Origin of the sequence: Viridibacillus sp. FSL E2-0187, assembly GCF_038006425.1 — a bacterium.
GTDB classification, from domain to species: Bacteria; Bacillota; Bacilli; order Bacillales_A; family Planococcaceae; genus Viridibacillus; species Viridibacillus arvi.
This window is the reverse complement of sequence record NZ_JBBOVG010000001.1, coordinates 1294559-1310059: the sequence shown is the minus strand read 5'-3', so window position 1 is coordinate 1310059 and position 15501 is coordinate 1294559. Positions and strand designations below refer to the sequence as shown.

1 protein-coding gene is annotated in these 15501 nt (G+C 32.0%); it reads right to left on the bottom strand.

Translation table 11 applies throughout. The annotated features are described in order from the left end of the window. Positions 1-135: 135 nt before the first annotated feature. Complete coding sequence (locus MHH85_RS06325) at positions 136-15378, bottom strand: amino acid adenylation domain-containing protein (protein ID WP_340706324.1); 15243 nt, start codon at positions 15376-15378, stop codon at positions 136-138. Between the last annotated feature and the right edge of the window lie 123 nt (positions 15379-15501).

Genomic DNA, 15501 nt, shown 5'->3' with positions numbered 1-15501 from the left:
TTATTACATTACCACACTGGATATAAAGGCCTTTAATTACACTTATAACACTCAAATAAAACTCTCTAGCACGTATTCAATAAAATGTTCATCTACAAACCAATCTCAGATAATCTGATTAGGTTATATATTGGTTTAAAAATCAAACTCATATTCCTCTTCCTTGTATAAATTATTGTATTTTGAGTTTTTTAATATATTTTCATTTTGTTCTTCAGTAATCAAATCTATAGCACATATTTTCATATCTAAATTTTCAAGTGTACTTTTGATTATGAATTTATAATATTCCGAGAGTGTATCGATTGTTTGATTATTAAATAACATAGCCTGATAGTTTAAAGTGAAGTGTATTTCATTATCCACCTCTTCTGCAATCAATGTAATATCAAATTGTACGACACTATCTTTAGACCCATAAGGTTTAAAATCTAAATCCTCTACCTCTAAACTCCCTACCTCCATATTTTGAAGGACAAACATAACATCGAATAGGGGATTCCTGTTTAAATCTCTTCTTGCCCCCACTTTGTCTACCAGATCCTCAAATTGATAATCCTGATTGTCATACGCAGATAATGTCTTTTGTTTGATTAGCTCTAAGTATTCTTTAAAAGTCATTTCATCTTTAACTGCACTTCTTATTGCCAGAGTATTTACGAACATTCCTATAATACTCTCTATATCTCTGTGGTTTCTTCCAGCTATCGGACTTCCAACTACGATATCTTCTTGTCCACTGTATTTCGATAATAATATATTTAGATTGGACAACAACATCATATACATAGTTGTTCCTGTTTCTTGAGCTGCTGCTCTCAATCTGCTTGTCATGTCACTATCCAATGTGAAGCTTATACTACTTCCTTCGGAACTTTTTACTTTTCCTCTTGGATAGTCTGTAGGCAAGTTTAGTACTGGTATTTCACCGCTAAATTCGTTTAACCAATACTCTTCTTGTCTCATGAATTCTTCACTTTGTTTTTTCTGTGCTTGCCACACTGAGTAATCTTTGTATTGTATGCTTAAGGCATCAAAGTCTTTTTTCCCTTCATAAGCTTGTACAAACTCATTGGTTAATATAGACATTGAGACTCCATCAGATATGATGTGATGCATGTCAAACAGTAAAATATTTCTCTCTTCTTCTAACTTAATAATACCCACTCGAAGTAGTGGCGCTTTTGTTAGATCGAATGCCTCTACAAATTCGCCTATTCGACGATCAATTTCATCCTCACCATCTACTACAATCTCTTCGACTCTGAAGCTAAGATCTTCGACTTTATGAATTCTTTGGATGATGCTATCTTCTTTAGTTTCGAAACTTGTTCTTAGTGTTTCATGGCGGTCTATTATTTTTTTGAATGCTTTTTCTACTTTAGCGAAGTCAAGTTTACCATTTACCTCTATAGCCCCTGGCATGTTATAGACTGTACTATCCCTATCAAACTCTTGTAATATATACATTCTTTTTTGCCCAGAAGATGTTTCATAATATTCTTTTTCTTTTACTCTTTCAATCGTTCTAAATTCTTTTTCTTCTACAGAGATCAGATATTGACTTAAGCTCTTTATATTGCCTGCTTTGAATATCTCCTGTAATGGTATCTCCATATTTAACTCTTTATGAATTCTACCTATTAATAGGGTTGCTTTGAGCGAGTGACCTCCCAGTTCGAAAAAGTCATCTGCGATACCCAGTTTACTTTGCCCTAACACTTCTCCCCATATTTCTACTAACTTTTCCTCTAGTTCATTTCGTGGTGCTTCGTATCTTGCACCAATAACAAACTTATCTATCGGTGGTAAAGCTTTTCTATCTACTTTCCCATTCGACGTTATGGGCATTCTTTCTAGGTAAACGAAATAGGATGGTATCATATATTCCGGGAGAGATTTTTTTAGGGTTTCCCTCAATACTCCTACATCATATTCTTTCTCCGATACATAGTAAGCACATAAATATTTATTTGCATCTTCACCCTTATCGAGCACTATACTTTCTTTTATGCCTTCAAGCTTTGACAAACTACTTTCAATTTCTCTTAGCTCAATTCGAAAACCTCGGATCTTAACTTGATGATCTATTCTTCCTAAGAATTCAATATTTCCATCTGGTAACCATCTAGCTAGATCTCCAGTTTTGTACATCTTTGTATCTGGTTCGTATGGGTTTTCAACAAACTTCTCTCTAGTTAGCTCTTCATTATTTAGATATCCTCTTGCGAGGCCATCACCTGATATACAAATTTCCCCAGCTACACCTATCGGAACAATCTTATCTGACTGATCTATAATATATATCCTAGTATTATTTATTGGTTTCCCTATAAATACTCTATTAGTATTTGGAGAAAATTCGTAGCGAGTAGAACAAATACTATTTTCCGTTGGACCATATTCATTAATTAGTTGAGTTTTAGGGAGAATATCAAAATGGTCTTTCACCAATTTCGCACTTACGTTTTCCCCAGCTATAGTTATCTTCTGAAGACAACTATAGCCTTTTAAATCAGATTCTAAAAGTAAACTATACAGACTTGGTGTAATTAAAAAGTTCGTGACTTTGTATTTAAAGATGATGTCTTTTAAATAGATTGCATTCATACGTCTATGTTGTTCCAATAAAACTAGCTTCGCTCCAGATAACAATGTATTAAAAATATCTTCTACTGAACTATCAAAACTGTATGAAGGTACCTGCATTACTATGTCTCTATAATTATAGTTGTAATATTCTTTTCTCCAATGTAGAGTGTTTGCAATGTTTTCATGCTTAATTGCAACCCCTTTCGGATTTCCTGTAGTTCCAGAGGTATATATTACATATGCTAAATTATTACTCTCGGATACCATGTCTAAATTACTACCGTCTTGATCAAAGAAACTGTCATCTCGTACATCAATTACCTTACAGTTATTCGAGATGTTGTTTCTTAAGCTACTTTCGGTTAAGACGATTTCTGCTCCGCTGTCATCTATAATGTAATTTATTCTCTCTTTTGGGTGTGCTGGATCAATTGGTAAATATCCTCCACCGGCTTTTAGTATCGCCAATATACCTGTTATCATCTCAATCGAACGTTCTACCATAATTCCTACAATACTATCTGCTTTTACACCCTTTTTTCTCAATGTTCTTGCTAGCGCATTTGCTCGTGCGTTTAGTTCTTTATAAGTTATTTCTTCATTTTTAAATACCACGGCTACATTATTAGGTGTTTTTTCTACCTGTTCTTGGAATAACTGGTGTATCGTTTTGTCTCTCGAGTATTCTACAGATGTGTTGTTAAATTCTACTAATAACTTTTTCTTTTCTTCTTCTCCTACCACTTCAATATCCATTATCTTCACTTCAGGATTTTGAACTACTTCTTTAATTGTATTTAAAAAATGCTCTCCCATTCTTTCAATGGTTTCTTGTTTATATAACTTTGTTGAATAGCTTAGATTACAATATATTTTATTATTTTCTTCTATTACATTTAGTGTAAGATCAAATTGTTCGACACTATTTTTCGAACTGTAAGGTTTAAAATCCAAATCCTCTATTTCTAAACTCCCTGCCTCCATATTTTGAAGGATAAACATAACATCAAATAAGGGATTCCTACTTAAATCTCTTCCTGCCTCAACTTTCTCTACTAAATCCTCAAATTGATAATCCTGATTGTCATACGCAGATAATGTCTTTTGTTTGATTAGCTCTAAGTATTCTTTAAAAGTCATTTCATCTTTAACTGCACTTCTTATTGCCAGAGTATTTACGAACATTCCTATAATACTCTCTATATCTCTGTGGTTTCTTCCAGCTATCGGACTTCCAACTACGATATCTTCTTGTCCACTGTATTTCGATAATAATATATTTAGATTGGACAACAACATCATATACATAGTTGTTCCTGTTTCTTGAGCTGCTGCTCTCAATCTGCTTGTCATGTCACTATCCAATGTGAAGCTTATACTACTTCCTTCGGAACTTTTTACTTTTCCTCTTGGATAGTCTGTAGGCAAGTTTAGTACTGGTATTTCACCGCTAAATTCGTTTAACCAATACTCTTCTTGTCTCATGAATTCTTCACTTTGTTTTTTCTGTGCTTGCCACACTGAGTAATCTTTGTATTGTATGCTTAAGGCATCAAAGTCTTTTTTCCCTTCATAAGCTTGTACAAACTCATTGGTTAATATAGACATTGAGACTCCATCAGATATGATGTGATGCATGTCAAACAGTAAAATATTTCTCTCTTCTTCTAACTTAATAATACCCACTCGAAGTAGTGGCGCTTTTGTTAGATCGAATGCCTCTACAAATTCGCCTATTCGACGATCAATTTCATCCTCACCATCTACTACAATCTCTTCGACTCTGAAGCTAAGATCTTCGACTTTATGAATTCTTTGGATGATGCTATCTTCTTTAGTTTCGAAACTTGTTCTTAGTGTTTCATGGCGGTCTATTATTTTTTTGAATGCTTTTTCTACTTTAGCGAAGTCAAGTTCGCCATTTACCTCTATAGCCCCTGGCATGTTATAGACTGTACTATCTCTATCAAACTCTTGTAATATATACATTCTTTTTTGCCCAGAAGATGTTTCATAATATTCTTTTTCTTCTACTCTTTCAATCGTTCTAAATTCTTTTTCTTCTACAGACATCAGATATTGACTTAAGCTCTTTATATTGCCTGCTTTGAATATCTCCTGTAATGGTATCTCCATATTTAACTCTTTATGGATTCTACCTACTAATAGGGTTGCTTTGAGCGAATGGCCTCCCAGTTCGAAAAAGTCATCTGCGATGCCTAGTTTACTTTGACCTAACACTTCTCCCCATATTTCTACTAACTTTTCTTCTAGTTCATTTCGTGGCGCTTCGTATTCCGTGCTGATACTCATCTGATCTTCTAGCTTCAATAACTCTTTTCTGTCTACTTTCCCGTTTGATGTTAACGGCATTTTTTCTAGGTGTACAAAATACGTTGGTATCATATAATCCGGGAGAGATTTTTTTAGGACTTCCCTCAATACACCTACATCATATTCTTTCTCTGACACATAGTAGGCACATAAATATTTATTTGCATCTTCACCCTTATCGATTACTATACTTTCTTTTATTCCGTCAAACTTTGATAAGTAACTTTCGATTTCTCCTAGCTCGATTCGGAAACCTCGGATCTTAACTTGATGATCTATTCTTCCTAAGAATTCAATATTTCCATCTGGTAACCATCTAGCTAGATCTCCAGTTTTGTACATCTTTGTATCTGGTTCGTATGGGTTTTCAACAAACTTCTCTCTAGTTAGCTCTTCATTATTTAGATATCCTCTTGCGAGGCCATCACCTGATATACAGATTTCTCCGGCTACACCAATCGGAACGATCTTACCAGATTGATCCAAAATGTATATTTTAGTATTACTTATCGGGTTTCCTATTATATCTAAATTTGTTGAATTATCACATTCATAAGTAATAGCATCAACTGTATATTCTGTAGGTCCATAGTGATTATTAAGGTTATATCCTTTTGATATAATCTTCTGTTTTAATGAATTAGTTAGACGGTCACCCCCACATATTATTACTTCAATTCCCTTAATCTTTTCACTTTTACAAATTAAATTTTCTAATAATGCAGGTGTCAGATCAATTATATTAACATTGTTTTTTAATACATACTCTTTAAAACTAACTCTATCAATTAATACTTCTTTCCTGATACAACATAACTTAGATCCTTTGGTTAGTGCTCCAAAAATTTGTTCAACACTTGGGTCAAACCAGTAATCTGTTGTTTGTAAAATAACATTTCCTTCACACACATTGTAAGTTTTTACATAATTGTTAATTAAGTTAACTACACTTCTATGCTCAATCATAACCCCTTTCGGATTTCCTGTAGTTCCAGAGGTATATATTACATATGCTAAATTATTACTCTCGGATACCTTGTCTAAATTACTACCGTCTTGATCAAAGAAACTGTCATCTCGTACATCAATTACCTTACAATTATTCGAGATGTTGTTTATAAAGCTACTTTCGGTTAAGATGATTTCTGCTCCGCTGTCGTCTATAATGTAATTTATTCTCTCTTTTGGGTGTGAGGGATCGATTGGTAAATATACTCCACCGGCTTTTAGTATCGCCAATATACCTGTTATCATCTCAATCGAACGCTCTACCATTATTCCTACAACACTATCTGCTTTTACACCCTTTTTTCTCAATGTTCTTGCTAGCGCATTTGCTCGTTCGTTTAATTCTTTATAAGTTATTTCTTCATTTTCAAATACCACGGCTACATTATTAGGTGTTTTTTCTACCTGTTCTTGGAATAACTGGTGTATCGTTTTGTCTCTCGAGTATTCTACAGATGTGTTGTTAAATTCTACTAATAACTTTTTCTTTTCTTCTTCTCCTACCACTTCAATATCCATTATCTTCACTTCAGGATTTTGAACTACTTCTTTAATTGTATTTAAAAAATGCTCTCCCATTCTTTCAATGGTTTCTTGTTTATATAACTTTGTTGAATAGCTTAGATTACAATATATTTTATTATTTTCTTCTATTACATTTAGTGTAAGATCAAATTGTTCGACACTATTTTTCGAACTGTAAGGTTTAAAATCCAAATCCTCTATTTCTAAACTCCCTGCCTCCATATTTTGAAGGATAAACATAACATCAAATAAGGGATTCCTACTTAAATCTCTTCCTGCCTCAACTTTCTCTACTAAATCCTCAAATTGATAATCCTGATTGTCATACGCAGATAATGTCTTTTGTTTGATTAGCTCTAAGTATTCTTTAAAAGTCATTTCATCTTTAACTGCACTTCTTATTGCCAGAGTATTTACGAACATTCCTATAATACTCTCTATATCTCTGTGGTTTCTTCCAGCTATCGGACTTCCAACTACGATATCTTCTTGTCCACTGTATTTCGACAATAATATATTTAGATTGGACAACAACATCATATACATAGTTGTTCCTGTTTCTTGAGCTGCTGCTCTCAATCTGCTTGTCATGTCACTATCCAATGTGAAGCTTATACTACTTCCTTCGGAACTTTTTACTTTTCCTCTTGGATAGTCTGTAGGCAAGTTTAGTACTGGTATTTCACCGCTAAATTCGTTTAACCAATACTCTTCTTGTCTCATGAATTCTTCACTTTGTTTTTTCTGTGCTTGCCACACTGAGTAATCTTTGTATTGTATGCTTAAGGCATCAAAGTCTTTTTTCCCTTCATAAGCTTGTACAAACTCATTGGTTAATATAGACATTGAGACTCCATCAGATATGATGTGATGCATGTCAAACAGTAAAATATTTCTCTCTTCTTCTAACTTAATAATACCCACTCGAAGTAGTGGCGCTTTTGTTAGATCGAATGCCTCTACAAATTCGCCTATTCGACGATCAATTTCATCCTCACCATCTACTACAATCTCTTCGACTCTGAAGCTAAGATCTTCGACTTTATGAATTCTTTGGATGATGCTATCTTCTTTAGTTTCGAAACTTGTTCTTAGTGTTTCATGGCGGTCTATTATTTTTTTGAATGCTTTTTCTACTTTAGCGAAGTCAAGTTCGCCATTTACCTCTATAGCCCCTGGCATGTTATAGACTGTACTATCTCTATCAAACTCTTGTAATATATACATTCTTTTTTGCCCAGAAGATGTTTCATAATATTCTTTTTCTTCTACTCTTTCAATCGTTCTAAATTCTTTTTCTTCTACAGACATCAGATATTGACTTAAGCTCTTTATATTGCCTGCTTTGAATATCTCCTGTAATGGTATCTCCATATTTAACTCTTTATGGATTCTACCTACTAATAGGGTTGCTTTGAGCGAATGGCCTCCCAGTTCGAAAAAGTCATCTGCGATGCCTAGTTTACTTTGACCTAACACTTCTCCCCATATTTCTACTAACTTTTCTTCTAGTTCATTTCGTGGCGCTTCGTATTCCGTGCTGATACTCATCTGATCTTCTAGCTTCAATAACTCTTTTCTGTCTACTTTCCCGTTTGATGTTAACGGCATTTTTTCTAGGTGTACAAAATACGTTGGTATCATATAATCCGGGAGAGATTTTTTTAGGACTTCCCTCAATACACCTACATCATATTCTTTCTCTGACACATAGTAGGCACATAAATATTTATTTGCATCTTCACCCTTATCGATTACTATACTTTCTTTTATTCCGTCAAACTTTGATAAGTAACTTTCGATTTCTCCTAGCTCGATTCGGAAACCTCGGATCTTAACTTGATGATCTATTCTTCCTAAGAATTCAATATTTCCATCTGGTAACCATCTAGCTAGATCTCCAGTTTTGTACATCTTTGTATCTGGTTCGTATGGGTTTTCAACAAACTTCTCTCTAGTTAGCTCTTCATTATTTAGATATCCTCTTGCGAGGCCATCACCTGATATACAGATTTCTCCGGCTACACCAATCGGAACGATCTTACCAGATTGATCCAAAATGTATACCCTAGTGTTGTTTGCAGGCTTTCCAATTAATACTTTCTGTGTATTTATTGTATTAGGAATATGGTAATGTAGCGTATCATCAGAAAATTCACTTTGTCCATATGCATTAATTAATTTAGCATTATATTTACTATAGAATTTATTAACTAGTGCTGCTCCTACTCTCTCACCAGTTAAAAGGACTTTTTTCAAGTTTTCCAGAGTAATATCGTATCTCTTTTTATCTTCTAGTTCTAAAAATGAATTTATTAAGGATGGAACAACTTCTAAAACGCTTACCTTATCGTTTTCTATATGTTTAAACAGGTTAAGGGCATCAGCTATAATATCATCTTCATATAAATAAAGTTTACTTCCTACAAACAATGGAGAGAATATTTGCCAAATAGAAGCAACAAAATTAAAACTCAAATTATGACAGCAAACATCAGATTGGGTCAGATTTGTCTCTTTAATTTTTGCAAAGGCATGATTGATAATACCTTTATGATTTATTTCCACTGCCTTAGGTTTACCAGTCGATCCCGAGGTATAAATTAAATAAGCTAAATCATTTTGTTCAATCATGCTAGTCAAATTTTTTGCAAAATCTATACTAGTATTCTTATTTCTTACGAATTCAAACTCTATTCCTTTAAAACCTCGATAACCATTCTTACCATTTTTAATTACTACTTTGGCATTACTATCGATGAGCATTTCTGATACTCTACCAATTGGATATTTTGTTTCGATAGGTAAACAGACTGCATTCACTTTTAAACTCGCAATTATTCCAATTATCATTTCTATGTTTCTGTCAACATGTATTGCTACAACTTCACCTTTTTTAACATCATATTTTTCCCTTAATTGAAAGGCCAATTGGTTTGCCTCTTCATTGAGTTGAATATAGGTAAGTTCTTCACCTTTAAAAACTACAGCTATATTGTTCGGATTTTTTTCCACTTGTTCTTCGAATAGCTGGTGTATTGCTTTGTCTCTAGGATAGTCTACGTGTGTATCGTTAAATTCCACTAGTAACTTATTTCTCTCATTTTCACTAACTATTTCTATATCACTAATTAAAATGTCTTCGTTTTCAACAACTTTGTTTAATACAGTCTCGAAATTTTCCTTGATTTTAGTTACTGACTCTGCAGAGTAAACATACTCATTAAAGCTAAACATTATATCCATTACTTCTTTTTGTGTAATTGTTATATTAAAGTTATAATTTGTTTGTTCCTCTACATTCACCCTTACAACCTCAATATTATTAGTAATTCCTACCTCATCAATTGGATAGTTTTCGAATATCATTATATTATTATATAGTTGCTTTTCTAAACCCGTTGAATGTTGAATATCTGATAAAGAGTAATAACTATAGTTTTCATTTTCTATCAGATCACTATTTATTTTTTTAATTACATCTCGATATCTAGAGTTCTTTTCGGTTTTCATCCTTAAAGGAATAGTATTAATAAATAAACCTACCATATTCTCTACATCATTAATTTCAGGACTTCTCCCGGATACTACATAACCAAATACAATATCACTACTATTATTATATTTTTGAAGTAGTAGTCCCCAAATGCTTTGCATTATCGAGTTTACTGTGACCTTATTACGTCTTGCTACGTCTTCTATCTTCTGTGTTAAATTTTCAGAAATCGTAAGATTAATTGCTTTATTTTTATACTCTTTCAACTCATAATTTTGAGAATAAGGTACCTCAGAAACATCGGTTAAATCTAATAAATACTCCTGCCAATGTTTTTCCGCCTTTCTTTTATCTTGTGCGAATAGCCAATCAATATATTCAGAATAAGGCTTTTCATTAATTAACCTTACCTTTTCACCATATTCCACTGCCTTGTAGCCATTAAATAACTCTCTTATTAAAATACTCAATGACCACCCGTCAATAATTATGTGGTGATAGCTTATTATTAGGCTATAACTATTTTCACTTGTTTTTACCATAATCATTCTAATTAGAGTGTCATCAGTTAGGTTATAGCCTCTTTCCAGATCTTCGTTTTTAAGATTTTCTATATACTCTCGTTTATCTATACTTCCTGCACTAACATCTACAGTTATTACCTTGGCTTTTTTCTTCTTATAAGTAACTTGCATGCTCTTATTAAAATTCTTATGATCAAATGAAGTTCTTAATATAGCATGATTTTTTATTAAGTTATTAAAACTTTCCTCAAAAGCAGTTGTATTTAGCTCCCCATTTAACTCAATCTCTACAACTTCGTGGTAAGCAGTTGAATTCTCATCAAATAAAGAATGGAATAACATACCTTCTTGCATTGGTGTGAGAGGATATATCCCTTCAATATTATGTATTTCATTGTTATAAGGTTCTAATTCATCAAGAGTTATATTTTGTTTTGTGATATCGGCAGCAGTTATTTCTGATTTTTCCTTGATTACACAATGATTAATTATATTAAGTAAATTAACCTTGTATTCATTTAGAATATTACTTATTGTTTCTTCATTATATTCATCTTTATCGTATGTTATAGTTAGACTCAATTTTTTTCTTTCAATAATGCCTGATATATCTAATGGGTATGGACTATGGCGCTCAACACTAACAACTTCCCCGGAATTCATATCAGACAATTCAAATATTCCATCATTTAAGTCTTCATCGAACTGTCCTAGATAATTAAAACATATTTCTACTTTTTGATTTAGCGAAAGAATATTTTCGTTTCTATCGTTTCTTAAGTACTTTAGTATCCCATATCCGACCCCTTTATTTGGGATTCTCCTCAAGCTATCTTTAATATTTTTTATATCATAAGAGATATCGTTACTATTAACCTCTAACAGTACAGGGTGCACCGAAGTAAACCAGCCTATTGTTCTGGTAATGTCTGCTTCTCCTATTATTTCTTCTCTACCATGGGACTCTAAATTTACTAAGATTTTGTCTGTACCTGACCATCTAGATATAGTTTCCGCTAAAGCAGTTAGAAGAATATCATTTATCTCAGTGTTATATACTTTATTTACATCTTTCAATAACTTTTCAGTTGCATCTTTTTCGAGTGACGTTGTTAAGGATACACTGTTCTTCCTTAGTCTTTGTAAGACCTTATTATCCTTAGGTAACTCTTTTATATTTACATCACCTAACTCTAACCAATAATTCTCTTCTAGCTTTAGATTATAGCTATTACCATACTCCTTTTGCTTACTTGCCCATTCTTTAAATGATGTTGTTTTGTCTGGCAATTCAACATTTTCTCCAAGTAATATGTTATTATATGCCGTACCAAAATCTTCAAATATTATTCTCCAAGAAACACTATCAATTACTAAATGATGAATTGCAATTAGCAAGTGGTCACCTTCTACCGTTTTAAATAAACCTAGCTTTACTAATGGACCACCATTAATATCCATACTTTCTTGTATTTTTGTACATTGATCAGTAATATTATTATAATCAGTTCTATTTTCATCACTTAAATCAAACACATCTAAATTAAATAGTGACCCATGTACACCTCTGTTAAGTTGCTTTATTTCATCTTCAACTATTTTATATTCCATTCTTAAGGCATCATGATGAATTACTATTGCTTCAAATACTTTTCGTATTATACTCTCTTCAAATCCGTCTTTTTTAAATAACATTACTGCTTGGTTACAGTGATTTTTATCATAACCTTTTTCTTCAAAAAACATCTTCTGTATTGGCGTTAATTGAACTTCACCTTCAACTAAACCTTGATCGATTATATTATTATTTTCTTTAACAATCTTACTCATTTCTTTTATAGTTGTGTTTTTGAATATATCCTTTAATGTAATGAAATATCCACTATTTTTAACCCTAGCACTTACTTGTATAGCTTTTATTGAATCTCCACCTAAATTGAAGAAGTCGTCATTAATCCCTATATTTGTAACACCTAATACTTTACTCCAAACTTCAATAAGCATCTTTTCCATTTCTGTTTTTGGTGCTTCGTATTCTACACCAGTACTTATATTTCCATCAGGGGTTGGTAACGATTTCCTGTCAATCTTGCCATTTGGTGTTAATGGTATTTTTTCCATTTTTATAAAATAAGAAGGTATCATGTAATCTGGGAGCGAATTTTTTAGCTCATCTCTAAAATATCCTGTACTGTATTCTTTTTCCGAAATATAGTAACTGCAAAGATATTTTTTCCCCTCTTCGCCTTTGTCAACCACTATTGCTTGTTTAATACCTTCTATACTTGACAGACTTCCTTCTACTTCTTCTAATTCTATTCTAAAACCTCGGATCTTAACTTGATAATCTATTCTTCCTAAAAAATCTATGTTGCCATCTGGTAACCATCTTGCAAGATCTCCCGTTTTGTATAATCTTTCACCAGATTTGTAAGGGTTTTCTATAAATTTTTCATTTGTAAGTTTTTCGTTGTTTAAATATCCAGCTGCCAGGCCATCCCCTGATATACACAATTCCCCTACAACCCCAATTGGCACTAATTTATTCTCTGTATCTAAAATAAAGATTTCGGTATTACTTATAGGTTTTCCAATTGAAGTTTCATTAGGGTTATTTTTTAATGAATACCTTGTTGAATATATGGTGGCTTCTGTAGGGCCATATAAGTTTTCTATTTTCTTGTTTAAAAGTAATTCTTTTACTTTATCTTTGTTTTCAGCATTAATTTTTAATGCTTCTCCAGCGGTCAATATATATTTGAGACTTGCAATTTTACTAAAGTTTCCTACATCTAACTCATTTAAAAACAAATTGAACATACTTGATGTAAAATTAATGTGAGTTACCCCATAATTTTTTATTACTTCAAAAACATAGTTTACGTCTTTTTCTTTTCCATTATTAAGTATTAATAGGGAACCTCCACCCATAAACCATCCAAATATCTCTGATACAGATACATCAAACATATAATTAGTTTTCTGTAAATACGCTCCATCTGCATCCATAGGATAATAATTTTGTAGCGCTGTTAATGTATTAATAACACTACGATGATTAATTTTAATTCCTTTTGGATTTCCTGTAGATCCTGAAGTGTATATTAAGTATGCTAGACCATCGTTTTTACCATAACTTTTATTACAAATACTTTTGCTATATATACTTTCATCCTTTAAATTTATAACTTCACAAGTTTTATTAACTAAATCCTTTTGTGTCAGTAATAACTTCGCATTACTATCTTGTAATATGAAGTTTATTCTATCCTCTGGATACTTGGGATCTATGGGCACATACGCGCCTCCAGCCTTTAAAATTCCAATTATCCCTATTATCATTTCTAAAGAGCGTTCTAACATTATTCCCACTATATGATCCTGTGCTATACCTTTTTGTCTTAATGTACTTGCCAAAGCGTTAGCACGCTCGTTAAGTTCTAGATATGTCATTTTTTCACTATCATATACTACAGCAGTATGATTTGGAGTCTTCTCGACTTGCTCTTCGAATAACTGATGTATTGTTTTATCATTGTGAAATTCCAATTGAGTATCATTAAATTCTATTAACAATTGCTGTCTCTCGTTTTCAGTAACTATTTCAAATTCATTTAGGAATGTTTTACTGTCCTCTAATACATGATTCATTAAATTCTCATAATGGTTAGCCATATTATCGATGTAATTAGAATCAAAAGTATTAGAATCATACATTATATTCATTTCAAGGTTTTTAAAAGTGTTAAGCTCAATAGTTAAATTAAAATTTGTACTTTCTTCAATTCTATAATTTGTTACTTTGGCCAAGTTGTCTCCATATATAAATTTATCTAAAGGATAGTTTTCAATTACCACTAGAGTATCAAATAACATTTCATTTCGACTTATATTGCTATATTTTTTTATATCAATTAATGGTGTATTTTCGTATTCTAAACGCCTATTTATATCTTCATCAACTTTTTGTATTAATTCGTTAATTTTAAGGTTCCCTGATAGCTTCATTCTTAGTGGTAAAGTGTTTATAAATAAACCAACCATTTCATTTATACCTTGAACTTTTTCTGTTCTTCCTGATACAGGTGTTCCAAATACTACATCATTTTCCCGTGTATATTTACCTTGCAATATACCCCAAACTGTATATAAAATAGTGGCCTTAGAAACTTTTTTGCACTTTCCGTATTTTTCAAGTAATTCCTCTGTTTTGCTTGAGAATTTATGGGAGTAATGTTTGAACTCCCTGACATTATCTTCGTCAGTTGTGGCTAAGTTACATTCAATATTTTCCAGGTAACCTCTCCAATATTTTTCAGAGTCGTTTTTATTTTTTGTTCTAATAGATTTTATATAATTTTTAAATTTATTCTTAGCTACATTTTCAGGCGTTTCTTCAATTAAATATGAATTATAAGTTTTAATGAATTCTTTTAAAATTATGCCATTACTCCAACCATCATATAAAATGTGATGGTTTTTAATAATAATATTTACAGTACTTTCATTAATTTTACAGATGATTATTCTGATTGATTCTTCTTGTATATTAATATTCTCTTTTTGTTTAGTTCTGAAAATCCTATTAAATTGGGCATCTACATCTAATTCACTTGATAAATCGATTATTTCAAATGGAATATTATACTCCTTCAAAACTATTTGAATTGGCTTATTTACCTTTTCCCATTTGAAAACGGTTCTAAGCATTTCGTTAGTATTTACAACATTATTCCAAGCAGCTATTATAAGATCCGTGACTATTACACCTTCTAGGGTAATACTCATCTGTTCTTGATAAAGTGAACTTGTTGTATCATTAATATAATGATACAACATACCTTGCTGCAATCCTGTCAAATCTAGAATATCCTCTATGTTTTCTTTTGTGATTTTCATTTTATTCTCAATCTCCCACCCTATAGACTTGCAAAATCTACGCGTACATTTCTTAAGTATATATAAATATGTAAATCTCCTAGAATTTTAGAGTCCTTAAAATAACAATAAAAAATGAAATAA

Bases quoted from the DNA above. Each gene is read 5' to 3' on its own strand.
- MHH85_RS06325 (WP_340706324.1), bottom strand. From the start codon at position 15,378: ATGAAAATCACAAAAGAAAACATAGAGGATATTCTAGATTTGACAGGA.